Raw genomic sequence first — 25,328 nt, forward strand, 5'->3', positions numbered from 1 at the left:
GTAATTTTTCAAAAAATGACGAGAAATAGTAAAAAATAGTAGAAATATAGTAGAAAAATTGAACTAAATTATAATAAATTGAATTTATTTTGAACTTTTGTGAACGTGTTTTGTGGCTTAAGTTTAGGAATAATGCGTGATTTACGCAATTGCGTACGTCTTGTATAAGCTCTGTTAAGCGGTTTGCTACCATAAAAGCTATGTATTTCTTTACTCCGAGGCGTTGCGAATCTACCCAAAAAATCATGTACAAGAATAAAGGGCAGGCTCTTATGGCTGCGGAGCAGAGTCTACGAGAGCGCGGTGCGCAGTTGTGGGTTTATGCTTGTGAATATTGCGGTTGCTGGCATTTGACGCATAAAAACCCGGTAGATCGCATGTATTCCGATATGCGCTCGCCATCCGCAAGCACGAAGCCTAAATCTAGAAAGCGCGGGTACAAGCCAAGACGGCGTTAAGTTAAAACGGCACTAAATTAAAACGGTGCTAAATCTTACGCAACGTTAAAACCTTGCCTTGCAACCTGCTCAACATCTTCTGCTTCGTGTTTTTTGGCAATATCGTCTGCTGCTATAGTAAGAATTTGTGCGCTGAAAGCATCAACTGGTCTGCTAGCATTTCGCAAATCGTAATATTGATGCACGCGATTGTCGAAATCAGCAAGATTTTCTAATAATTCAGCGTCGTCAGCAGGGTAGGTATTCTCAAAAATCTGCATGTCAGCGCTCATTCGCGGCTTTAATTCTGGGCTTTGCGCAGGCTTACCAATTGCCAGGCCGAGCACGGGGTACGTGTATTTAGGCAAATTCAAAATATCAATAAGCTGAGTTCTACTGTTCAAAATTGAACCGAGAATTACGCAACCAAGCCCCAAAGATTCCGCGGCAGTTTCCATGGCATGAAGCGCCAAAATAACGTCATTTTGAGCCTGTGTAAAGCGGTAGCGAGTTTTAAGCATAAACTCGTCGCTACTGGTATCTACGCCATTTTTGTGCGCAATTGCAGCGTTTCTATGTTGATCAATAATAAAAACGTACAGTAGTGGAGCTGTAGCAATATATGTTTGGTTGCCAATTTCGGAAAGCTTTTGCTTAATTGAGCTATCCGTAATTTTAATCGCTGACCAGTCGTTCAAAAACTGGCTACAAGCAGCGCGCTGAGCTACAGCTTCAAGAGTGACAACTGTATCGTTGTCAATTGCTTCGTTGCAAAAAGCGCGAATGGAGCGGCGATTCAGTAAAGTATCGATAGTTTCGTTGTGGCGTAAATTTGGCACGTTATTTCTTATTCCTTTCAGCATTCTCGTTTCAAAATAAGGCCATTTAGTTTATAAAATTTAATAAATTAAAATCGTTTTTGTGAGCGCAATTGTCTTTTTCTTTGCCTTCGCGCAATATAAAACAAGGTTCCGTGGCTTGCTAAGCGACCAACAATCGTAGTAAGAATCGCAGAAAATACTGCAAATCCAAGAGACAGTAGCAGCGGCTCTTCTTGCTTAATACGCTGCTTTTGCGCAATTTTTTCTTTAGAAAGATTGTTAGAACGACTATTAGAGTTTAAATTGATTTTTCTAGTATCAACATGTTTTTCCCATATTAAATGCGCAATCTGCCCTGCAATAAACGTTGCAAAAGAAGGAAGTACAGATTTTAGTAATGAATCTCCTAAAGTATTTTGATTTCTCAATCGGCGCTCGCGAAGGGCCTCAATCTTACGATTTGCTGCATTAAGTCGTTGTACGGTAGCTTGAGCCGCACGATGGCTTCGTTGAGTTTTAGTATTAGCCGATGATAATTGCGTCATATTTTCTATGTTAGTGGTAACGAAATACCAATTTTGGCGGTACCATGGAACAGTGATCTTGATTTGCGGCAAAGTGGCTGCAAGTTAAGAAATGCTTACGTAAAGCAATCGTGCTGCTAGGCGTCCAGTGCGATGTGTGTACATGGCGCTGGTGAGGAATGTGAAGACTATGCAAAATAACGGCACTAAAGAATCCTCTCAGAAAGAATGCTCGAAGCAGGGTTGCTTGGTGTTACTTCGCCACGGCCAAACTGCTTGGAGTGTGTCCGGTCAACATACCGGGCGCACGGATTTGCCTCTTACTGAAGTTGGTGTTGAGCAGGCAAAAGAGGCTGGCGCTAGATTGCAGTGTGTGTTCACAAAAGGTTTTGATAAGGATTGTGTGCTTGTAAGTCCACTTCGTCGCGCGCAGCAAACAGCTCAGTTTGCTGGTTTTGATTCGTATACAATTTGCGATAGTGCGCTGGAGTGGGATTATGGTGCTGCTGAGGGTCGCACGCGCGCTGATATTTCTAAACTAAGTGGCGTTGAGGCTTGGGATGTGTGGAAGCATGGTCCTAAAGTTCTTCCTTCTCACATGGTTAGTGACGCTAAAGAGGTGCTTCCTAGTGGAGAAGCAGTGGATGTGCACAGAACTTCTGGAGAAAGCTTGCAAGAGGTTTCGGATCGTACTCAAAAGATTATTGATATGGCAATGCCTAAATTGAAATTAGGTAAGGACGTGCTTATTGTTGCGCATGCTCATGTGTTGCGTATTCTTACTGCGCGCTGGCTTGGAGTAAGCCCAGATTTTGCACGACTTCTTCGTATGGATACCGCGCATTATTCTGTGTTGGGCGCGTACAAAGGCGATAATGTAATTGTGCATTGGAATTGCTGAAATACGGAAAGGCATGGTCTACTCTTAAATCCGCATTTGTTGACGGCTGGGCTAAGGAATATAAGATTGCTCATGGGCAGAGTTAACTTAATTGAATAATTTGTTTTAAACTATGATCCTTAAGGGATTGCGCAATCGTTTGCCAAATTGTTGCGTAATCCCTTTAATTATTTCCAAAAATACGTGCTAATTTTATTAAAGATATTATTATGTGCCGTTTTTGTGGCGACACGCGTTAATTTAGTTATGCTATCGTTTGCAATATTGCAGCAGTTGAGGCATAATAAATATTGTCGATAAGGACACCTAGAGGTGTGGCAGTCCAATGACGGGATTGTCGGCATAGGAGAAAGGTTCGATGATGAATCGTACAATTAAATCAACAATTGCACTGGTAGCTTGCTCGGCAATGGCTTTTGGCGCGCTTGCAGCTTGCGGATCCTCCTCAAGTGACAGCTCTGCTAAAGGTAAGGTTTACTTCTTGAACTTTAAGCCAGAAGCTGCAGATCAGTGGAAGGAAGTAGCTAAGGCATACACCAAGAAAACAGGTGTTGAAGTTAAGGTTCAAACTGCTGCTTCCGGAACTTATGAGCAGTCTTTGAAGAGTGAAATCAGTAAGGGTGATGAAGCTCCTACACTCTTCCAGATCAATGGCCCAGTTGGCTACGCAAGCTGGAAGGATTACACTGCTGATTTAAAGGATACTGAGCTTTATAACCAGCTTCAGAACAAGGATATTGCTTTGAAGGATGGAGATAAGGTTGTTGGAATTCCATATGCAATGGAAACCTACGGCTTGATTTATAACAAGGCTTTGCTTAAGAAGTACACCGAGCTCAAGGATGCTAAGGTAAAGTCTGCTGAAGAAATCAACTCCTTCGATAAGTTGAAGGCTGTTGCAGACGACATTCAGAAGCATAAGGCTGATCTTGGTGTTGATGGTGCCTTCACTTCTGCAGGTTTTGATTCCAGCTCTGACTGGCGCTTTAAGACCCATCTTGCAAATCTTCCTCTGTACTACGAGTTCAAGGAAGATCATGTTACCAAGCAGCCTGCAAAGGTAAAGGGTAGCTTCCTTGACGGTTATAAGAAGATTTTCGATCTTTACATTACTGATTCCACTACACCAGCAACAAAGATTGGTTCCAAGACTGGTGAAGATGCTAATGCTGAATTCTCACAGGGTAAAGCTGTGTTCTATCAGAATGGTACTTGGGCTTGGGGCGACCTTTCCAAGGCTGGTATGAAGGCTGAAGACCTTGGTATGCTTCCAATTTATATTGGTGCTAAGGGCGAAGAGAAGCAAGGTTTGGCAACTGGTTCTGAGAACTACTGGTGCATAAATGAGAAGACGTCTGACGCTAACAAGAAGGCAACTAAGGACTTCTTGAAGTGGCTGCTTACTTCCGATGCTGGTAAGGAAGCTATTTCTAAGAAGATGGGCTTCACCACTCCATTCAAGAGCTTCGCAGATATCAAGTCCGACAACCCATTGACTCAGGCAGCTGTTGAAGATGCTAAGTCTGGTAAGACTCCAGTAAGCTGGAACTTCACCGTAATGCCATCTGATAACTGGAAGAACGACCTCGGCTCCGCTTTGCTTGAGTATGCTCAGGGCACCGGCAAGTGGGATAAGGTTAAGACAGCATTCGTGGATGGTTGGGCCAAGGAATATTCTCAGGCTCATGAAGATGACGACTGATCCATTAATAAACAAATAGACGTTGCACCTGCTGACGTAAGCAAGCAAAGGTGACGTAAGCAAATCCGCTAGGATACTGGCACATCATAGTGCTAAGTCCTAGCGGATTTTGTTATTTCGATATTTTGTTATTTCGATATTTTCTAGAAAACTACAAAAGGTCTATTCTTTTAATAATGCAGCTGTGCTTGAACGCACAATAAGTTGCGCTGGAACGATGCGATACTGATCTTCAACTTTCTCTGCGTTTATAAGCGCAAGCGTGATATTTGCCGCAGTAGAAGCAATATCAACCGGATCCTGTCTAATAGTAGTTAAGCCAGTTTCATGCGCATAAAAACTATCGTCAAAACCAATAATTGACACATCTTTTGGAGTAGAATACCCGCTGCGGGCAAGCTGAAACATAAGTGGTATTGCAATCCCATCTTCTTGGCATGCAATTGCTGTTGGCATAATTGAACTTCCAAGAAGCATAGAAACTATGGCACTTATGCGATCAGAATTAGCAGGTGCCACAATTTCTGTAGGTGTGATTCCGCTATTTTGGCATTCATCAATAAAAGAATGGTAACGCTGCAATACGCTGAAATGTAGTGAAACGTCACGAGTTGTGCGCACATATGCAATATTGTGATGCCCTAAACCGATTAAGTGGCGTGCCATAAGTCTTGCACCTTGGTCATCGTCAATATTGATAGTCGCGTCAAAATCGCATTTTTGTGGATATAAGCAGTTTATGCCAACAATTGGCACGCCTGTTGATTTAAGTTGTGCGATTTCGTTGGTATTTACGTCAAAGGAACACACAACAACAGCGTCAGCATTACGTCTAGTTGGGAGCATTGTGAAAAATTCGCTACGCTCTTTGCTGCTGGAAATCTGAAAAATTGACAAATCGTATCCAGCTGTGTGGAATACTTGATTCAATCCTTGAATAATAGATGCAGAAAACCATAGGCGAATTTGATCGCTAATCAATAAAGCGATGCGCAAGGTTTTACCAGATTTTAGTGCTGCTGCAGATTTCGAAATAGAAAAATTCAATTGTTCGGCAATGGCCAATACTTTATTGCGAGTGGATGCAGATACTAAGTTTGGTCGTGTAAATGAGCGCGACACAGTAGAAACTGACACATGAGCTTTATTCGCTACATCTTGAATATTTGCCGACATGTGAACTCCTTTATTCGCGTATAACAAACGTGTAGCACAGCCTTGTGTTTAATTGTTTAGTGCGAACTTTTATAGTTCGAAACAAACAAACGTTTGCAGACATTTCTATTCTAGCAAATTTTGCTGGAATGCCAACGATAATAAGCAATTTTTTAAAATTAAATTCTGATATTTGTTTGAAGTGACATATCGAAAATGACAACGTTTGACATAGCTAATTCATGTAGTAGAATGAAGTTATTGGTTCGGGACAGCGATGTCTACGTGGATGTCGCTCTCAAGGAGGAGAAAGTGACGAGTCATGATTAGTATGAGCGGAAAAGCAATACGTAAATGGTGGTGGTTATTTGCGCTGCCAACGTTTGCTGCGTTTGTTGTTGGCTTCTTAGTGCCATTTATTATGGGTGTGTACTTGAGCTTTAGAAAATTCACTACTGTGACTGATGGTAAGTTTGTGGGTTTTCGTAACTACTATAGAGCTTTAAAAGATCCGCATCTTGTTTATTCGTTTTTGTTCACAACGCTTTTTGCAGTTATTACAACAATAATTATTAATGTTATTGCTTTTGCAATTGCGTACATGCTTACTAAGAAGTTCAAGGGCACGACGATATTCAGAGCCGTGTTCTTTATGCCAAATCTTATTGGCGGTATCGTTTTAAGCTATATTTGGCAGCTCTTGTTAAATGGTATACTCGGCTACTTCAATCGTACGATTACGTTCTCTGAAGTATTCGGTTTCTGGGGCCTTGTGATTGTTGTTTGCTGGCAGCAAATTGGCTATATGATGATTATTTATATCGCAGGAATGCAGGCTCTTCCAGGAGATGTTATGGAAGCAGCTGCTGTCGATGGTGCAAGCCCAAGGCAGACTTTATTCAAGATTACTATTCCATTGATGATGCCTTCTATTACTGTTTGCACATTCTTAACAATTACCAACGGCTTCAAGCTTTTCGATCAGAACTTCGCATTAACTAACGGTGGTCCGTCAAGGAAAACAGAGATGTTAGCTCTCAATATTTATAGAACTTTCACTACTCCAAGATGTGAAGGCGTTGGTCAGGCTCAGGCAGTCATGTTCTTCATTGTCGTGGCTGTTATTGCTATGGTTCAGAATATGCTCACTAGGTCAAAGGAGGTAGCGGCATGAACGAGAAAACAAAGCATCCTGCGTTATGGACTGTGCTGTTCACTCTTATAAGCTTGTTATGGATTTTCCCTATAGCTTTAGTGGTACTGAATTCTTTCAAGTCTAAGGTTGATATTGCAAGCAATCCTTTTACTTTTAGTTCAAAATCGTTTGTTGGAATGTCTAACTACGTATTAGGTTCAAATCGTACTGATTTTCCAATGAGTTTCCTCTGGACTATTGTTGTAACTGTTGGTTCTGTAATCCTCATTCTTCTGTGCACGTCAATGTGTGCATGGTGGATTGTTCGTGTGAACAATTGGGCAGCAAAACTTCTATACGTTTTGTTCCTGTTTAACATGATTGTGCCGTTCCAGATGGTTATGTACACCCTTGCTTACATTACGAACACTTTAAAGTTGAATACTCCATGGGGATTGTGGATTATTTACTTAGGCTTTGGTGCAGGACTTGCAGTGTTTATTTTCACTGGTGTGATTAAGGGTATTCCGCAAGAACTCGAAGAGTCTGCAATGATTGATGGTGCTTCTGTACCACGTATATTCTTCCAGATTATTGTGCCGATTATGCGACCTGCTATTATTTCGGTTTCAATCTTGCAGGCAATGTGGATTTGGAATGACTTCCTGCTTCCATTCTTGACGCTCGATCTCAACAAGTATAAGACGATTTCTATAGCTGTTCAGTATTTGAAGGGTGGTTATGGATCTGTTGAGATGGGTGCCATGATGGGTTGCTTGGTTATGGCAATTGTTCCAATCATAATCTTCTATCTCATCTGCCAGAAGTACATTATCAAAGGTGTTATGTCTGGTGCAGTAAAGGGATAAATTAATTCTCCTCCAAAATTCAAGTGGCAGTAAAAGCGGCGGTGTGCACATACTATTACGTTTGTGCACACCGTCATTATTTTTTTTTAATAGTTACGCTAGTTTGTAATTAGGTGGTAGAGTTCGTTGTTAAAGGTATCTATAGATAGTAGAGCATAGGAATTGCGTCATAAAACCAGGAGATAGTATAGAATGATTTTCTCGTTTGGAAGCCCAGATTCAAAGTTTGCGCAAAGCATGGAAACATTTGCTGATGCCGTGTGGCTTACAATATTGATGATTTTAACAAGCATTCCTTTAATTACTATCGGTGCTTCTCTTTGTGCCGGTCATGATGCTGCAAGACGTACAGAGCAAGGTGAAGGACATATTACTGCAGCTTATTTTCGCGCGTTTGCTAGCAATTTTTTGGAATCTACTATTATTTGGGCTGTAATGGGGCCAGTTTTGCTTGCTATTATTTGGCTATGGCTTTGCGTGTGGTCTACTCCACTTTTAATTATTAAATTTATTCTGAGCATATTGTGGGTTATTGTTGCCGAATGGGTGTTTGCACTACAAGCGCGTTTTAAAAATTCAATTGATAAAACAGTGGTTAATTCTCTTATTTTTGGTATTTCGTATTGGAAAGAAACTCTTATAATGACACTGCTAGATATAGTGTTTATTGTGTTAATATTTGCATCAATCGTATATTTGCCGCAGGGTTTGCCTTTGTTGGTATTCATTGGTTGGGGATCGCTTATTATGCTGCATACTCCGATTTTAGAGCGGGTATTTGCAAAGTATATTAAGCAAGAGTAGTTGACAGTTATATGAATAATTAAAAAATTGGGGTAATCGGCAAAAAATTAATGAGGCGAGCACTATTATAGATGCTCGCCTCACATAGGACATCATGTAAGAAATATTTTGATTTGCTACTATGCAAATCATATTCCTTACGAGGGGGAATAGAGTCAGTTCATCAGTAAACCAACTATTAGATTATACATGCTTCCGTGTATTTTCGCCGCGCATAACTGCCGTCATAGATAGCACTCGTGGTGACTTAAATACTTCATCGGTGTGAACTACACGACCATCAGCATCAGCAAGTGGAATACGCCAGTTTGGATACTCTGTACTAGTTCCAGGCTGATTCTGTGAACGCTTCTCGCCGACAGCGTCAACCAAAGCAACTTGCAAAAGCAAAGATGGGGAAGTGAGCATAATCGCATGCATAGCTTCCACAATCTCTTGTACATGGCCTTCAACATCCTCAGCAGCATCTTTGCTAATCCAGCCGTTCTCAAGAAGCATCTTCATCATTGCATCGCGTTCAGCTTGAGCAGCCTCCTGGAACGTTTCTACGGAGTCTGTAAGCAGATGAAGTTGCTCGCGAAGCTTGACATGCTCAAAGGCAAGATAACCAGCTGTAGGTGGCATATCGTGCGTAGTAACGGAAGCAAGAGCATACTCTCGATATGTAGACGGATTAGCGAAAATAATTTGCTTCTTTCCAGCCTTCTTAGTAGCAGCTTCAGCTTCGTCGTCGTGAGTGAACCATTCAACAACAGTGCCAAGCACGCCATGAGATGCAAGAACCTTAGAAACATACTTCGGAACAGTGCCCAAATCTTCGCCAATAACAACGCCGCCTGCGCGAGTTGCTTCAACAGTAAGAACTGCGAGCATTGCATCTACGTTGTAGTACACATATGCGCCGTTTCTAGCACCTTGTCCTTGTGGAATCCACCACAAGCGGAACAATCCAAGAACGTGATCAATACGAGCAGCTCCTGCGTGCAAGAACACGTTATGAACCATGTCTCGGTAAGCAATATAGCCAGTTTCATCCAAATAATTTGGATCGAATGGAGGTTGACCCCAATCCTGACCTTGCTGGTTGTAGAAATCAGGAGGAGCACCAACGCTTACGCCATTAGCAAATCGTTCCGGACTCCACCAAACGTCAGCACCGTAGCCGTGTACGCCAACTGCCATGTCTTGCATAAGACCAATTGCCATACCAGCAGCTTTAGCTTCAGCGTGAGCTGCAGCAACTTGCTCATCAGCAATCCACTGAAGCCAACGATGGAACTCAAACAAATCAGCGTGTTCGCGCTTAAGTCGCTCAATTTGCGGAGTGCCTTTGCCTGTAGTGTCAAACCACAAATTCTCGCCCCAAGGAGCACCCCAAACTTCAAACGCAACACACCAAGTTGCAAAAGCGTCAAGATCTTCACCAGAACGATGCTTAAACTCACTAAACTCGCGCTCGCGTTCGGTAGAACGAGGTTGCTTGAAAATAATACGCAACGCAGGAAGCTTGGCATCCCATGCAGCGTTGATATCTATAGGATTTGGATTATTGTTTTGAGGAGCAATAGACTCATGCAATTGCTCCACTTTGGCAAGATCCTCTCCGCTTAATTCAGCATATTCCGGAATATCTTGCGGACGAATATAAGTGACATTCAAGAACCTACGAGACTCAGGCAAGTACGGTGAAGGCTCAAGAGGTGTTACTGGAGCGCACGCATGGATTGGATTAATCAGCATAAAATCAGCCTTGCCGATTTCTCCAGCATCCTTAAGTAAGCGACGCAAATCGCCGTAATCGCCAATTCCCCAAGAATCTTTTGAACGCACAGAATACATTTGCGTCATGAATCCCCAACGATGCTTTTGCTTAACGCTTTCAGGCAACGGAATACGCGCAGGTGCAGCAATCAATGTAACATCAGCGTGTTGAGCTGTCTCGCCATTCGTGTTGATTACTTTAGCATGCAAAGTGTGGTAGCCCATTGGCAAATCATCCGGAAGCTCAATGAACAAATCTCCATTGTCTTCGGATTGAATATCGCCTAACGAGCCTTCATAATCTGTTCCATCTTCGAGTGTAAGAGAAATATGAATTTGCTCTTTTTTGGCATCTCCTGCGTGAATTGGTACGCAAGTTTTTGCGCCATTAAACGAAACGACAGTTGGTGGCAATAATTCGCTAGAGCGTTTGCGCTGAACCTTCTCGTATGAAATTGCAATATTGTCTTGAGTGTCGGCAGGCATGCCTAATGCATCAAGTACTCCAACTAATGCTTCATCTGTAATTTCGGTGTAGCTTCCTTGCTGATCAATATAAAAAGTGGCAACGCCGCACGCCTTAGCAAGCTTAATAAGTGGACGTGCAAGACGTTCTGCGCTTTCTTCCATAGGCTTATCAGCATCAGCTTTGCCAGTAGCTGTTGTTGTCATGGTGCTCCTTCTACTTTATGATTTGGCACATTCCTAACATCGTCGTAAGTGTGCCAAATGTGCAACTATGGCGATAGTGCGTAAATCAATACATCTCTGGATTGAAATACACCCTGCCTGTCAATTATATAAATACCTGACATCGTTTGCAAATTAGCGTTGCGACATATTTGCTAGTTTTTATAAGTAATTGCAACTAAACACAAGTGTCGTGATTACTCATGTTTAGTTGCGATCGTCTGATAGTTTATTATTTTTTTTTTACTTACTAAAACGCAATTACTTGTTGCTAAGCACAACAAAAGTTCTGATAGGCAAGTGTAGGGTAGCAGCGCTTTTTTCAGTTGTAATATTTACCTTGGTGTCAGGCTGTTTTCCAGTCCACTTAGCAAAATAATCACTTGAATTAAGTACGCAATGCCACTCTTGAGATTTTGCACTATGAATTGCAGGTAGTTGAATAGTTGCATCTTCATGATACATAGGATTTGCGCAAACAATTAGATTATTGCCAATGCGCGTAGCCAAAACAGTATGGTTAGACGTTTCAAGTTGTTTGCGTTTGCCGTCATACAATGAGCTATATTCAGCGCGAAGCTTTATAAGTGCACGATACCATTGAACAAGCGGATTGAAACGTTCAGTGCGCGCCCAGTCAAGCTGGTTCATTAGTACACCGCGATTATAAGAATTATCGCAACCGTGCTTAGTGCGTCCAAACTCTTCTCCGCTTAGCATAAACGGCGTGCCTGCAGAGCACAAAACAATTCCAGCTGCAAACATATTAGCGTTCAAAATATCCGCAACTTGTTGTACATCTTGAGCGTCAAACTCAAAATCGCTAGCATTCTCGCGCATAGAGATACAAAGCTTATCCCACAAAGTCAAATCGTCGTGAGCAGAAGTATATTGAACAATCTGTCCAACTTCTTTACCTGCAGAAGGAGTATCACGCCATGCATTAAGAGTTTGGCGAGCCGCATCTGAGCACCAGAACTCATTGCCATTAACATATCCACGGTCGCGATGGTTCATAACATTGCCTTTGAGGGAATCGCGAGACTCGTCGCTAAACCAGCCTATGCGCTCGTTAAGAGTGCCTCTGCCGTCTTTATCTCCCATCGGAACTTTCTCATCAACAGCAGGATCCGAAGCACCCCACGGTTCTCCATACATAACAATATCTTTACCGCCAGGAAGCTTGTCTAATGCAGTTCGTGCCTGATTTAAGGTTTCAGTATCAGTCAATCCCATAAGATCGAAACGGAAGCCATCAATGTGATAGCAGCGTGCCCAATGCAGCAAAGATTCAATAATAAACCTGCGGAACATAGGATGTTCAGAAGCCATTTCATTTCCACAGCCAGAGCCGTTAGCAAAAGATCCGTCAGAGTCTCGCCTGCAGAAATACCCAGGAGCCATGCATTCGAAAGCGTTTTCTGCGGACTTGTACATGTGATTATAAACAACATCCATAATTACGCGTTGACCATTAGCATGTAATGCCGCAATCATTGCCTTGCATTCGCGAATTCGCGCAGTGCCATCGTAAGGATTGCTAGAATAAGCACCTTCAGGAACGTTGTAAGCGTGAGGATCATAGCCCCAGTTGTATAGAGAATCTAATTCTTCTGCTGAAGCACCATTTTTGCGCGCATTGTCGATTGTGGATTCGTCAACTGTTGCAAAATCGTAAATAGGTTCGAGTTGCACATGAGTAATGCCAAGCTGCTTTAAATAATCCAAGCCAGTAGGGAAGTTGTATTCAGAAGAATTTGGATTTTGCAAAGATGTATGTTCATCAGTAAAAGCGAGATATTGGCCTCTATGCTCTGACTTAAAGCCGCCATTAGGATTGCTGCTGAAATCTGCAACATGCGTTTCCCACACAACCATTGCATGGCGCACAAACTTAGGAGACTTATCTTTATGCCAATTGGCAGGAGACACTCGCTCATCGTCTATGACAAGGCTGCGCTCACCATTTACACCGCTTGCTACACTCCAAGGGTCACTAGTTCGATTTACTGTGCCATCTTGGAAAGTAACAAGATAATCGTAGTATATGCCGTCTAAACGCTTACGGAAATTAATCCGCCAAGCTCCGTCATGCAACGGTTTCAATTCGTGTGTTTGAATTGGCTCACTGTTGTTTCCAGTTTCAAAAAGTCTTAACGTCACATTCTGTGCAGTTGGTGCCCATACGGTAAATGTTGTAGATTTAGCATTTAAAGTAAATCCAAGAGGTCCTTCGTATACAGGCCATGTTGCCGAAGATGGAGTCGTCATATAGGGTATCCTTCTTCTTTCGCTATTTTGCGAATTGTCTAAATTTTCTAAATTATCTAATCGTATTAGTCATTATACAGTTTTTTAAATTTTATTATTTACTTATTGTTCTGTTATCAAGTTTTTTATGTTTTGCGGCACTATTTGGCTAAACACGGTAGGGTTTATGCGATAGCCATTATCGTATTAAGTCAAACGGCGAGTGTGTTAAGTTATTTTTTATTTTTATGTGTTCGTGTTGTCTAGCGAAAGAGAAGGCTGAAACGCTCGAAAGCGTCTCAGCCTTCAGTAAATTTATATCCTGTAAATTATCAGCCTTTAACGGAGCCAGACATGGACTCTTCGTAGAAGCGCTGCATAATAATGAACAGGATTACGATTGGTATGGAAATGCACACAGCACCTGCTGCGAATGCAGCGTACCAATCAGGTAGATACTTTTTGGTAAGCATCTCCATTAATCCGTAAGCAACTGTGTAGTTTTCCTTATTGTCTCTCACTACTGTCTTCACCATAACGAAGTCTAACCATGGTCCCAAGAATCCAGTAATTGCTTGGAACACAATCATAGGCTTGCAGATTGGAACAATAATCTTCCAGAATACTTGCCACTTTGTGCATCCATCCAAGTATGCAGCTTCATCCAAAGACTTTGGAATAGTATCCATGTAGCCCTTCATAATGTAGAAGCCAGCACCGCTACCTGCAGAATAAACGATAATAAGTGCGATTAATACAATCGAACCTTTTGTTAAGCCAAGAGCCTTCAAAATGAAGTAGATAGCAATAACAGCCATGATACCTGGGAACATACCAAGAATCAGAGCAAGATTCATGAATGTCTTACGTCCTTTGAAACCTGTCTCTTATACACATCTNTTAACGGAGCCAGACATGGACTCTTCGTAGAAGCGCTGCATAATAATGAACAGGATTACGATTGGTATGGAAATGCACACAGCACCTGCTGCGAATGCAGCGTACCAATCAGGTAGATACTTTTTGGTAAGCATCTCCATTAATCCGTAAGCAACTGTGTAGTTTTCCTTATTGTCTCTCACTACTGTCTTCACCATAACGAAGTCTAACCATGGTCCCAAGAATCCAGTAATTGCTTGGAACACAATCATAGGCTTGCAGATTGGAACAATAATCTTCCAGAATACTTGCCACTTTGTGCATCCATCCAAGTATGCAGCTTCATCCAAAGACTTTGGAATAGTATCCATGTAGCCCTTCATAATGTAGAAGCCAGCACCGCTACCTGCAGAATAAACGATAATAAGTGCGATTAATACAATCGAACCTTTTGTTAAGCCAAGAGCCTTCAAAATGAAGTAGATAGCAATAACAGCCATGATACCTGGGAACATACCAAGAATCAGAGCAAGATTCATGAATGTCTTACGTCCTTTGAAACGGAGACGAGACATGCAGAAGGACACTGCTAACACAAACACCAAAGAAATAATGCACACGAAAATTGACACGATCAAAGTGTTGAGGAACATTCGTGGGAAATTAATGTCATCGGTATCGGTAAACAACTTTATATAGTTATTTAGTGAGTATTCAGTTGGGAAGAAGGTTTTCTGATAGGAACCAGTGTTCTTGTTGAAGCTTTCTAACAAAACCCACAAGATTGGAATCAACCAAATAACTGACAACACCAGCAAGAACAGATGCGAGAAAGTATCTCCAATTACTCTTCTGACATGTTGATCTTTAAGGAAAGAAACACTACGAGTGCTCTTTACAACAGCTTCTTCGTTCTTAGTTGTAGTTTTATCACTCACCGGAATCCCTCCTCATTCTTGTAAGATCCAGAGTTGCGATACGTAATCAGTGCTACGACGGCAAGTACCATGAATGTCAAAATACCAATTACTGCACCTGCGTTGTAGTTTTGCTGGTCAACAGTCAACTTGTAGAGCCATGTGATAAGCAAGTCGGTGCCGCCTGCACTGTTGACTTTGCTACTTGCTGGACCACCTTTTGTTAAGAGGTAAATAACGTTGAAGTTATTGATGTTGCCAGTAAAGGTAGTAATCAAATATGGAGTCATAACAAAGATGATGTATGGCATTGTGACGTTCATGAAACGTTGCCACCAACCTGCGCCATCGAGCTCTGCAGCTTCGTAAAGTTCTGCAGGAACGTTCTGCAAGATACCTGTAATCTGCATGATGGTGAATGGGATACCAACCCAAAGATTGATAAGAATTACCGTCACTCGAGCCCAAGTTACATCCGTAAGGAAAGGAAGCTCTTGATGTATCCAACCGTTTTGCTTAAAGACAATGTTAATAACACCGTTCTGGCTAAGCATATTGTTCATAATAAGCAATGAAACAAACTGTGGAACTGCAATTGTAAGTGAGAAGCAAGTTCGCCACAATCCCTTAAGACGAGTGGACTTTCTATTGATTATCATTGCAATGAACATGCCGAGGAAGAAGTTCAGGAAGGTTGCAAGGAATGCCCAAACAAGAGTCCAGATTAATACGTCAAAGAATACGTCAGCTTTAATTAAATCACTTTTTCCGGTTAAGAATTGAGAAAAAACGTCTAACCCAATCCAGCTGAATTTTTGTTGATGATTCTCATCATAGCTTGTGAAAGCCATAGAAATCATGAAGAACAATGGCAAAATTGTGAATAACACAATGCCAGCAGTTGGAAGAGTCATAAAACCGACGTGTGCTTTTTCGTCAAGAAGAGTCTTAGCATCATCAATGAAATTAAGTGGCTTCTTGCCGTCTGCCATTACAGATTGCGCTTTGTACGCGCTGCGAAGAGCGAGAGTTGCCAGATATACAAGCAATACAATCGCTAATATCGACATAACTCCATACAGTAAAATTTCTACAGAATTATCGCCCGCACTGTATCGCCAGAATCCGTTGACTTTAACTCTGCCCTGTTCTACTGTGCCAAGAGTGTTAATTTTTGGAAGATAATCCAATCCAATTGTAAATAAGAATCCGAATAAAGCTGCTTCACACGCTAAGAATATAACGCCTTTGATGTATTGCTTGCGGACAAAATTGCCAAAGCCAAATATAACAACAGAAATCCATGAAAGAATGTCCGCATGTTTTGCAGCCTCTTTCAGTGAATAAGGTGAAGGAGCAAAGCGTTCTGCAGTTGACGTCTTCTTCTGGCGTCTTTCTCGCTTTGTGGATGTCGTGCCAGTCATGACATGCCTTTCATGTAAACAAAATTATTTTGTAGAAGATAAACAATGCGCCCCACCCCTTGCCGGAGCGGGGGCTGGGGCGCATTGTTTTACTCAAAGTGCATAAAACACTGCTTATGCATCTATTTAGATTTGTTGGCTAGAGTAAGTTTTGTTTACTTACTTCTCTAGGCCCTTAGCAAATTCTGCGGTCTGCGCGGCAGCATTATCGCCAGTAATCTTACCGGTGGAGATAGAAGTGCCGAATGCTTGAACTGGATCCCAGAACTTACCCATTTCAGGAATTGCTGGCTGCAAGACAGAAGTCTTAGCAATGGTTTCCATCTGAGCAACAGCAGCTGGCTCTGCCTTTACGCTGTCAGCAAGGGACTTGTCAGAAGGAATTGCACCTTCCTTTTCGAAAGCAATCTGCTGGGACTTCTTGGAGCCCAAGAATGCAGCGAACTTAGCAGCCATCTCTGGAGACTTGGTGTTGGTGTTGTAAGCAACAGCCTTAGAACCAGCGAAGGACTTCATCTGGTGCTCGCCAGACTCAGTCTTGAAGGTTGGAAGAGCAGCTGCAGCATAGTTATCCTTCAAGGCGTCCTTAACCTTGGCTGCATCCCAAGAACCGGAGAATATTGCATCAACGGAGCCGTCCTTCAAGCCAGCCAAGCCGCGACCATTTCCATCAAGTACGAAGTGCTTTTCGTTTCCAACGAGCTTTGTTGCAATGTACTTGGTAACTTCAGCAGCCTTATCACTGAGCTTCATGCCAGCCTTAGCATCGTTTCCACTTTCGCCGAAGAGAGTCATATTGCCATCGAGGTAGAAGCCTGGGAGATACCAAGCATTAGCAAGATCGAATGAAACCTTGCCTTTTTCAAGCATCTTGTCGAGGGACTTAACGTCATCAGCGGAGAACTTGGACTTGTTGTAGTACATGAACCAAGTGTTGCCGGTGTAAGGAACGCCGTAAAGCTTACCGTCCTGAGCGGTAACAGACTTGATCAAAGTATCTTCGTTCTGTTCCTTAACTTGCTTTGTGGCGTCATCGCTTAATTCGCCGATTGCTCCAGCCTTTACCAAGTCGCCGAGCTGATCGTTAGGGAAGAGGAACACATCAGCAGCAGCCTTAGCATCCTGCTTAACAGCCTTAGCAGCGTCTGGTGGCTCAACAACAGCGTTCTTGAAAGTAACGTTTGGATTTTCCTTCTTGAATTCTGCTTCAACAGTCTTAATCCAGCCGCCATCTTTCTGATCGTCAGCAGAACCCCAAACGGTGAGCTGAACAGGTGCTGAATCAGCAGCCTTCTTATCGCTATTGTTAGTGCTTGAACCGCAAGCTGCAAATCCAAACAAAGTAGCAACTGCAAGACCTGCACCCAGCATCTTCTTAATATTCGTCATCCTTGACCTCCTATATCATGCCAAAAACCGGCATATCATTTGGTGGCGTAGTAACGGACTCCGTTGTGGCGCAACATCGCGATTGCTGCGTAGAGCAGCGTCACAAGTCTCACAAATCCGTTCGTAAGCACTGTGTAGTATACACGGATATCGTGTCGTTTGCAAATGAGTGGCGGGTTAGTCTGTATATTTTGCCCTATAAATTTTTTCAAGTGGTTGTGTGTAAACTAAGTAGCACAACGCTAGAAGGGTGAAATAATGGCATTATACGATCATGCTCAGTGGCTTAAAGACGCGGTTTTTTACGAAATCTATCCGCAAAGTTTTTGTGATTCCAATGGCGATGGCATAGGCGATATTCAAGGAATTATCGAAAAGTTAGACTATGTAAAATCGCTTGGTTGCAACGCAATTTGGCTTAATCCCTGCTATGACTCGCCTTTTAAAGATGCGGGCTATGACGTGCGCGACTACAAAAAAGTAGCTGCGCGTTACGGAACGAACGAAGATTTAAAGCAGCTTTTTAGTGAAGCTCACAACCGAGGAATCCGCATATTGCTTGACTTAGTGCCGGGTCATACGAGTGAAGAACACGAGTGGTTTAAGGAAAGTTCGAAAGCTGAAGAAAACGAATTTAGCAAGCGATATATTTGGACAGACAGTGCGTTTAGCGGCTATTCTATGCCGTTTATTGGCGGTGAAACTGAACGTGACGCCACTTATATTCTAAACTTCTTCAAATGTCAGCCTGCATTAAACTACGGTTTTGCACATAGGGATCGAGCTTGGCAATCCGCTCCAGATTCCAAAGAAGCGGCAGAAACTCGCGCTGCAATGGTTGATATTATGCGATTTTGGCTTTCGCTTGGTGCGGATGGATTCCGAGTTGATATGGCTGATTCGCTTGTAAAAAACGATGACAATAATGGCGAAGGAAGCCTTGGCAAAGACAATACAATTCGCGCATGGCAGGAAATGCTTGGCACTGTGAAAGAAGAGTATCCGCAGGCTGCTTTTGTGTCCGAATGGGGCAGGCCACGTCAGGCTCTTACTGCAGGATTCGACATGGACTTCTATTTGAATTGGCGCTGGGATGGAAACCCTAACGGTTACGCACGTTTAGCTCGTGATGTTGATAATGCTTTAGACGGCAATCCTGAGCATGATCACAGCTACTTTAATGCGCACGGCGGCGGCAGTATTTGCCCATTTTTAGACGATTATTGCCCACAATATGAGTCAACCTATTCGCAAGGTTACTTTAGTTTCATCACGTGCAATCACGATACGCCGCGTCTTGCTCCGCGTCTTGGCGATCGTGAGCGTCGCGTGGCTTTCGGCATGATACTCACTATGCCAGGCGTGCCATTCGTGTATTATGGCGACGAAATTGGCATGAAATATCGCGATATTCCAACAAAAGAAGGCGGCTACGCTCGTACGGGCACTCGTACGCCAATGCAATGGGACGATGCAAAGAATTTTGGCTTCTCGATGGCTGCAAAATCTAAATTATACTTGCCTGTTGAAGCGCGAGCAGACGGAAGAACTTGCGCAAATTCTCGAAAACAAGCAGTGGAAAGTGGTGAAATTCCAACTGTTTCTGCGCAAATTAATTGCGAAGATTCCTTCCTTTCGTGGGTGCGCTCGCTTATTGCGCTTCGCCATAGTCGCAAATCTTTGCAAGCTGACGCGTCTTGGAGAGTTTTGTATGCTCCGGTTGACGGCCGCGGCTTTGCTTACGAGCGTTGCGCAAAAGGTGACGTAGGAGAATCAGCTGTGGAACGAAGCATTGTGGTTATGAACCCAGGTGTAAATAGCGAAACAGTTTCATTAGAAGCATTAGCGAATCTTACGCAAGAATCTGCTTACAATCCATTACTTAAAATTGGAGAAATATCAGTTAATGGTGATTGCTTAACACTCGGCGCTCAAAGTTTTGCAGTGTTTGGAATGTAAATTACAGGTTAGTTAGATACGTAACTACAGATAAAGTTTATATAAACTAGGTATGCGCAAATAAACAAGGACGTGCAATGGGTATTAATAGTGGTAAAGCAATAATGCGTGATAGCGGTAACGCGAATAAGGAAATGCTTGACGCAAACGGCAAACCAATTCGTGCTGACCGTAACATAAAAACTGGAATCACGCTCAATAAACTTAAAATGCTCGGCGCTTTTATGCTTATGCTAGGTGCATTTAGTAACACAGTAATTGCACGAATGTTCGGCGGAACAGTAACCAATAATATGTTCGCATTGACAGTCATATTAGTTTGCGAATTTATAAGCTGGACTGCAGTGCCATGGTATGCGTGGATATTAGTACGCGGATATCACAATACTCATAATTTGAATCTTTACATGTTAAGATTGTTGATTTTAGCAGTGGTCTGCGAAGTTCCATACGATTTGGTGAATTCAAAATGTTTGTTCGACATGCGTTCGCAAAATCCTGTATTTGCAATGGTTATCGCACTATTTGTACTTTCGAGTATAGATACAATTAGGGAGCGTTTAAGCGGATTTAGTAAAGGTTTTGCTATTACTGTGCTTATCATTGCGGGTCTTCTTTGGAATTTGATAGGAAAAGTTTTTGTGCAGCATGGAATTTTCTTCGGCGGTGTAACTTTGCTTATTTTCGTACTTCTTTTTGAATTATTAAAAAAGCGCGAAATTACTATGGAGATGACTGCAGGAATGTTCGGTGCTATGTCGATGCTTGCACCTGGTATTGGTGTGGCTGTGTTGCATTATCGTAGCGCTTATGGTGATGGTCCTAAAAACTCGACGACATTCCGTTGTGTTATGTATGTGTGGTATCCGCTGATGTTGATCATTGCGTCAGTGTTTGCAGTATTCTTGCGTTGAAAACATTTCGTAGCAGTTTTTGGATTTGTTTGTAAGGCGAGTTTTACCGCAAATCAGGGTTTATAGCAAATCAGGGTTTGCTATAAAGCGAGTTTGGTACTACGCCTTGCATAGCGTTTAAACCTAGTTTTCTAATCTGATTCGCTAATCAGTTTGCAGATGTAATGTCTGGGGCAGGACCAGTTGAGTTTCGGATTAGAAGCTGAAGCGGAGCTGTAATATGGCGTCTTGTAATTGGCTGCTCGTTAATAAGTGCTAAAGCAATATTTGCGGCTTGCTGAGCCATCAGACATGGATTTTGTCGAATAGTAGTTAAGCCTAATGCTTCTGCAAAAGTACTATTGTCAAAACCAATAATAGACAAATCTTCTGGCACTCGTATGCCTAGTTTTTGTAAACGAAACAGGAACGGTATAGCTGTGGAATCTTGGTGAAAGCACAGTGCAGTAGGAGGGTTGCTGCTTGAAAATAGTTCTGAAATAGTGGCATCTAAGGGATTGTCTCCAAAGTCAATTGGTAAGATTTTCCCTTGAACTCCTGGTGTATCGTTGCATATCGTTTCAAAACTGGTAATTCGTCTCGAAGAACTGAAGCGAAGTGGTGAATTAAAATGTTCGTAAACATACAGTAGTTTTTTGTGGCCTAAAGTAGTGAGATGGCGCACTGCAAGTTTAATTCCTGCAGTATCGTCAATGCTGATTGCTGCAGAAAGAATTTTAGACGCTACACAATTAATGCCCACAATAGGTACCTTTATGCGTTGAAGTTGCTCTGCCTCATTGTTGCTGATATCGAAAGAAGATACGATTACGGCATCAGTATTACCGCGTAAAGGTAGTTCTTTGAAGAAAGTTTTACGCTGTTCGATACCATCTACTGAATAAATTACTAGATCATATCCGGCTGCGTGCAACGTAGCGTTTAATCCTTCAATAATAGAAGCACTAAACCATTCTATGCGACTGCTACCAATAAGTAGTGCTATGCGGTATGATTTGCCTGATTTCAGTACTCCTGCGGTTCTTGATACAGTAAAGTCGAGTTGTTCTGCTGCTTGCGTAACTTTTGCTCGTGTTGCTGGCGCTACTTTGTCTGGGTGAGCGAAAGTTCTAGAGACAGTGGCTATGGAAACCCCTGCTAGCGTAGCTACATCGCTAATACTGTTTTTTGACATTTTATTTCTTCTGTTCTTTGTTTTTGCTCAAATATGAAGAGTGTTATATATACCCTTCAAAAAGAACATATAAGTGTTATGTAAATACAATAAATGTAAAGGTTTACATTTTTAGACACGCGGGTAAAAAAGTATTTATTTTCGCAAAAATGGTGCAGTTTAACGGATTCGAAATGAAAACCTTTACATTCACATTTTTTCTGTTTGACCAGTGAAAACTTTTCGCAATATTATAGATTTTACCCATTAATTTCACGAAGAAGTGGAGTAACAATGAACATTAGAAAAATATGTATTTCATGTGTCGCTGTTTTAGGCATGCTTGCTAGTGTTAGCGCGTGTGGCAGCAATTCTGCCGGTGTAACCGACACAAAAAAAGATAAAGGTTTGCCGGTAATGGGTGAAGCATTGAAATATAACCCTAACCATCTTGTTAATCAAGGCAAGCCAATTGCTTTGGAATATTGGAGCTGGGGAGACAGTAGTACCGACCCAATCTACGATATGATCAAGCAGTATACGAAAATCTACCCTAACGTAACGTTCAAAACGAAGAACGTTGCTTGGGACGATTATTGGACAAAACTACCGTTAGCACTCAAAGGCAAAAGCGGCCCAGCTCTGTTCAATATTCACAATTCCAAGGATGAGCTTATACGCCCATACGCTGCCGACTACAACGTTGACAAGGCAGCAATGGAAGCTGACTACAGCTCTTCTGTCGCACACGAAGATTCCAACGGAAAAGTAAAGTATATTGACTCGGTCATCAATACTGGCAATATTTACTACAATAAAAAGCTTTGGAAAGAAGCCGGTTTAACAGAAGCAGATATTCCTACGACTTGGGACGAGTTGCGCGAGGTGGCAAAGAAACTTACCAAGTGGAACGGTTCCAAAATGGTACAAGCCGGTTTCAATGTTAATGGTGATGCATACGCTGCAATCAACCAAGGCTTGAACTATCAACGTGGCGAACTTGCGTTCGATAAAAGTGGCAAAAAGCCTAATTTTGACAACAAAATTACGCGCGAAAACATGCAATTCCTAAAGAATTTGTACGACAAAGACAAAGTTATTGCAACAGACTTCGGTACTGATTACACGCAAAGTTTTGGCAACGGACAATCCGGAATGGTATACGCTTGGGGTTGGCTTGAAGGCCTACTGAAAGAAAAATATCCGAACGTAGAATACGGTATTTTCCCAACTCCAACATTCACGAAAGAAACGCCATTCGCTTATGATCGCTACAATGGCGAATCTACTCCAGGAATCAACGCTCACCAAAGTAAAGAACAGCAGGCCGTGGCACAAGACTTTATCAAGTTCATTCTCGCTAACGACGCTTTTATTCGCTCTGCAGTGAAACATCTGAACTCGTTCCCAGCGAAGAAATCGCTACAGAACGATCCAGAGATTCTTAAGGCCCCGGTAATGGCGGCTATTCAGCCTCGCGTGAATAGGTTGATTTGGCCAGGCATCACTCCTTCTACGGTGGAAACCAGCAGCAAGGCAGCGTTCCAAAACGTTATGCAAAATGGTCAATCTATTGATTCCGCAGTAAAAGAAGCACAGGCGACCATGGTAAAAGACATGAAGAATTCCAACTTTAAGTCTGCAGAAAGCAAGTATGAATTCTTCAAAGAACACAAGTAAAGATTCATAAACTGAAGTGTGTTCTTTCAAGTAAGGCAAGGGAAATCATGGAACAATTAGATCAGAAATCTCATTCAACTCCTCTAGGGAAAAAATTTGGTGGTATAGCAAAAGTAACCGCTGCGTTGTCTCGAACCTTCTCATTTCGCAATGTGGCAGTGACATTTCTGGTTGCTTATTTCGCGATTTTCCTTGCCTATCCTATTTATAAAGCGTTTGCCGGCAGCTTCCACGAGTGGAATCCGTTGGTTGGAACGTACAACTGGGTTGGGCTCGATAATTTCAAACAGATTTTAACCGACGGCCTATTTTGGAAGTCAATCGGTAATACAGCTATTTTCATGACAATATCCGTAATTTTCCGCATTATTCTCGGTTTGGGTTTGGCAATGTTGCTCAGCTCCAAGCTCGTGCATTGCAAAGATTCGCTGCGTGGCCTATTTTATATGCCAACGATTACACCACTTGTCGCAGTAAGCTTCGTGTGGATGTGGATGTTTGATCCGCAGTTTGGCATGATTGATAAAGTTACGGGATTGAATATTAATTGGCTGCACAGTTCTACTTGGGCCATGCCGGCAATTATTATCATGACCATTTGGAAAGATTTTGGCTACGCAACCGTGCTATATTTAGCAGGCTTAATGAACCTTCCCAAAGATGTGTATGAAGCAGCCGATATTGATGGTGCTAACAGTGTGCAAAAATTCTTCCGCATTACTTTGCCTCTACTCAAACCTACAACGTTATTCATTGTGATCACGTCAATGATTGCTTACCTGCAAGCCTACGTGCAGATTTTAGTTATGACTAACGGTGGCCCAGGAACAGCAACTTACACTATTAGCTACTTGATCTTTGATCAAGCCTTCCAAAAGTATAACTTTGGTATTGCGTCAGCCATGAGCGTAGTGCTTTTTATCTTTACTGGCGTACTCACGATAATCATGTTCAAAGCTTCTGAGGACGGTGAGTTGGTGTGAGCAATAAAACGGAAACGACTGGAGCTGTTGTTACGGTGCCGGCTAAGGGGGGTATTGTGAAAAAATTACGTAACTGTGCAAGAAGCAGCACTCGTCATGCTGTGTTGAGTTGGTCGCTTACTATTTTTCTTTTTCTGCTTTCTGCGCTAACAATTATTCCATTTGTGTGGATGTTCATTTCTTCATTTGCGCCAAATAGTGATATTGTGCGTGTCGATGGTGGACTATTTCCTATGCCTAGTACGTTTGATAACTACGTTGGTATTCAGGAAAAATTTGATTTCTTGAGATTATTCTGCAACTCGTTGTTTGTTGCTGTAGCAAAAACGGTAATTGCCATTTATACCAGCGCAGTGTTGGGATATGTATTTGCAAAAATGCGTTTCCGTTGCCGTAATTTGCTTTTTGGTATAGTGATGAGCACCATGATGGTTCCGTGGGCTGTAACTATTATTCCGCAGTACGATATGATGACAAGTTTCGGTTGGCAAGATACGTACCGAGCCTTAATTGTCCCGGGATTAATTAGCGCTTTCGGCATTTTCCTCTTCCGTCAGTCAATAACAGGTATTTCTGACGAACTCATTGAAGCTGCGAAACTGGACGGAGCATCTGATTTTCGTATTTTCCACAGTATTATTCTTCCTATGAGCCATAACACGATTGCGGCGCTCGCCATCTTTACTTTCTTGTGGAACTGGGAGGACTATCTGTGGCCGTTCTTGATGATTTCGGACGAAAAGAAGCAGCTGCTCGCAGTGGGCTTGAAGGTGTTTACTGGGCGATATGGCACTGATTATGGTGGCTTGTTTGCAGCGACTTCTTTGGCGATTGTGCCAGTTATTATAGTGTACGTAATTTTCCAAAAGCAGTTTATTGCAGGTATTTCCACTGGTAGCGGTAAGTAACCCGCATAAGTGAAGAGAAGATACGTAAGTGTTGTGCGCGAAAGCGTGGTGCAACAAGTGTTGTATGACAAAT

General features: G+C 42.3%; 20 protein-coding genes and 1 pseudogene. 11 read left to right on the top strand and 10 right to left on the bottom strand.

Going from position 1 to position 25,328, the window contains the following annotated elements; translation table 11 throughout:
* Positions 1-200 precede the first annotated feature (200 nt).
* Positions 201-458 (top strand): hypothetical protein, encoded by a 258-nt coding sequence (locus A5294_RS00155; protein ID WP_064340161.1) that lies wholly within the window; start codon positions 201-203, stop codon positions 456-458.
* 35 nt (positions 459-493) lie between these two features.
* On the opposite strand, the gene A5294_RS00160 is transcribed toward A5294_RS00155, so the two are convergent.
* A complete protein-coding gene (locus tag A5294_RS00160; RefSeq protein WP_064340162.1) occupies positions 494-1,300 on the bottom strand; it encodes a nitroreductase family protein in 807 nt (268 codons plus the stop codon).
* A 44-nt stretch (positions 1,301-1,344) separates the two neighbouring features.
* Positions 1,345-1,803, bottom strand: coding sequence for a hypothetical protein (locus A5294_RS00165; protein ID WP_064340163.1), 459 nt, complete (start codon positions 1,801-1,803; stop codon positions 1,345-1,347).
* 169 nt (positions 1,804-1,972) lie between these two features.
* On the opposite strand from A5294_RS00165, the gene A5294_RS00170 reads away from it, so the two are divergent.
* Positions 1,973-2,683 (top strand): histidine phosphatase family protein, encoded by a 711-nt coding sequence (locus tag A5294_RS00170; protein WP_064340164.1) that lies wholly within the window; start codon positions 1,973-1,975, stop codon positions 2,681-2,683.
* A gap of 358 nt (positions 2,684-3,041) precedes the next feature.
* Positions 3,042-4,385, top strand: a complete 1,344-nt coding sequence (locus A5294_RS00175; RefSeq protein ID WP_064340165.1) for an ABC transporter substrate-binding protein — start codon at positions 3,042-3,044, stop codon at positions 4,383-4,385.
* 162 nt (positions 4,386-4,547) lie between these two features.
* On the opposite strand, the gene A5294_RS00180 is transcribed toward A5294_RS00175, so the two are convergent.
* Positions 4,548-5,561, bottom strand: a complete 1,014-nt coding sequence (locus A5294_RS00180; protein ID WP_004118390.1) for a LacI family DNA-binding transcriptional regulator — start codon at positions 5,559-5,561, stop codon at positions 4,548-4,550.
* 301 nt (positions 5,562-5,862) lie between these two features.
* On the opposite strand from A5294_RS00180, the gene A5294_RS00185 reads away from it, so the two are divergent.
* The 3 genes from A5294_RS00185 (at position 5,863) to A5294_RS00195 (ending at position 8,348) form a co-directional block, all read left to right on the top strand.
* Positions 5,863-6,714, top strand: coding sequence for a carbohydrate ABC transporter permease (locus A5294_RS00185; protein ID WP_004118392.1), 852 nt, complete (start codon positions 5,863-5,865; stop codon positions 6,712-6,714).
* Positions 6,711-7,544, top strand: a complete 834-nt coding sequence (locus tag A5294_RS00190) for a carbohydrate ABC transporter permease (RefSeq protein WP_004104804.1) — start codon at positions 6,711-6,713, stop codon at positions 7,542-7,544. The genes A5294_RS00185 and A5294_RS00190 overlap by 4 nt, the downstream gene beginning before the upstream one ends.
* A 192-nt stretch (positions 7,545-7,736) precedes the next feature.
* Complete coding sequence (locus A5294_RS00195) at positions 7,737-8,348, top strand: DUF624 domain-containing protein (RefSeq protein WP_004104802.1); 612 nt, start codon at positions 7,737-7,739, stop codon at positions 8,346-8,348.
* A 183-nt stretch (positions 8,349-8,531) separates the two neighbouring features.
* Here the strand turns inward: A5294_RS00195 and malQ are convergent, their stop codons facing one another.
* The 6 genes and pseudogenes from malQ to A5294_RS00225 form a co-directional block, all read right to left on the bottom strand.
* Positions 8,532-10,781 carry a 4-alpha-glucanotransferase gene (malQ, locus tag A5294_RS00200; protein WP_064340166.1) on the bottom strand — a complete coding sequence of 750 codons (2,250 nt, stop codon included), beginning with the start codon at positions 10,779-10,781 and terminating at the stop codon, positions 8,532-8,534.
* A 279-nt stretch (positions 10,782-11,060) separates the two neighbouring features.
* Positions 11,061-13,070 carry a type I pullulanase gene (pulA, locus tag A5294_RS00205; RefSeq protein WP_064340167.1) on the bottom strand — a complete coding sequence of 670 codons (2,010 nt, stop codon included), beginning with the start codon at positions 13,068-13,070 and terminating at the stop codon, positions 11,061-11,063.
* 311 nt (positions 13,071-13,381) lie between these two features.
* Positions 13,382-13,927 (bottom strand): annotated as a pseudogene (locus tag A5294_RS00210) (ABC transporter permease subunit); the annotation flags it as partial.
* A 9-nt stretch (positions 13,928-13,936) separates the two neighbouring features.
* Positions 13,937-14,866 (bottom strand): sugar ABC transporter permease, encoded by a 930-nt coding sequence (locus A5294_RS00215; protein WP_064340168.1) that lies wholly within the window; start codon positions 14,864-14,866, stop codon positions 13,937-13,939.
* Positions 14,863-16,269 carry a carbohydrate ABC transporter permease gene (locus tag A5294_RS00220; protein ID WP_004104794.1) on the bottom strand — a complete coding sequence of 469 codons (1,407 nt, stop codon included), beginning with the start codon at positions 16,267-16,269 and terminating at the stop codon, positions 14,863-14,865. The genes A5294_RS00215 and A5294_RS00220 overlap by 4 nt, the downstream gene beginning before the upstream one ends.
* Before the next feature lie 159 nt (positions 16,270-16,428).
* Positions 16,429-17,658 (bottom strand): extracellular solute-binding protein, encoded by a 1,230-nt coding sequence (locus A5294_RS00225; RefSeq protein ID WP_064340169.1) that lies wholly within the window; start codon positions 17,656-17,658, stop codon positions 16,429-16,431.
* Between the two features lie 258 nt (positions 17,659-17,916).
* Between A5294_RS00225 and A5294_RS00230 the strand changes: the two genes are divergently transcribed.
* Both A5294_RS00230 and A5294_RS00235 read left to right on the top strand, forming a co-directional pair.
* Positions 17,917-19,617, top strand: coding sequence for an alpha-amylase family glycosyl hydrolase (locus A5294_RS00230; RefSeq protein ID WP_064340170.1), 1,701 nt, complete (start codon positions 17,917-17,919; stop codon positions 19,615-19,617).
* A gap of 134 nt (positions 19,618-19,751) precedes the next feature.
* Positions 19,752-20,531 (top strand): TraX family protein, encoded by a 780-nt coding sequence (locus tag A5294_RS00235; protein ID WP_032835183.1) that lies wholly within the window; start codon positions 19,752-19,754, stop codon positions 20,529-20,531.
* 148 nt (positions 20,532-20,679) lie between these two features.
* Here A5294_RS00235 and A5294_RS00240 read toward each other — a convergent pair whose 3' ends face one another.
* The gene (locus A5294_RS00240) at positions 20,680-21,705 is read right to left on the bottom strand and encodes a LacI family DNA-binding transcriptional regulator (RefSeq protein WP_004118431.1); all 1,026 of its coding nucleotides are present in this window, start codon (positions 21,703-21,705) and stop codon (positions 20,680-20,682) included.
* Positions 21,706-21,978: 273 nt separating this feature from the next.
* Here A5294_RS00240 and A5294_RS00245 point away from each other — a divergent pair, with 273 nt between their 5' ends.
* Genes A5294_RS00245 through A5294_RS00255 form a run of 3 tightly spaced genes read left to right on the top strand, consistent with a single transcriptional unit; the run spans position 21,979 to position 25,255 of the window.
* Positions 21,979-23,364 (top strand): extracellular solute-binding protein, encoded by a 1,386-nt coding sequence (locus A5294_RS00245; protein WP_004118447.1) that lies wholly within the window; start codon positions 21,979-21,981, stop codon positions 23,362-23,364.
* Positions 23,365-23,411: 47 nt separating this feature from the next.
* Positions 23,412-24,347, top strand: a complete 936-nt coding sequence (locus A5294_RS00250; RefSeq protein ID WP_004118448.1) for a carbohydrate ABC transporter permease — start codon at positions 23,412-23,414, stop codon at positions 24,345-24,347.
* A gap of 56 nt (positions 24,348-24,403) precedes the next feature.
* Positions 24,404-25,255 carry a carbohydrate ABC transporter permease gene (locus A5294_RS00255; RefSeq protein WP_100209120.1) on the top strand — a complete coding sequence of 284 codons (852 nt, stop codon included), beginning with the start codon at positions 24,404-24,406 and terminating at the stop codon, positions 25,253-25,255.
* Positions 25,256-25,328 lie beyond the last annotated feature (73 nt).

The organism is Gardnerella sp. 30-4 (assembly GCF_001641215.1).
Lineage (GTDB): Bacteria > Actinomycetota > Actinomycetes > Actinomycetales > Bifidobacteriaceae > Bifidobacterium > Bifidobacterium leopoldii.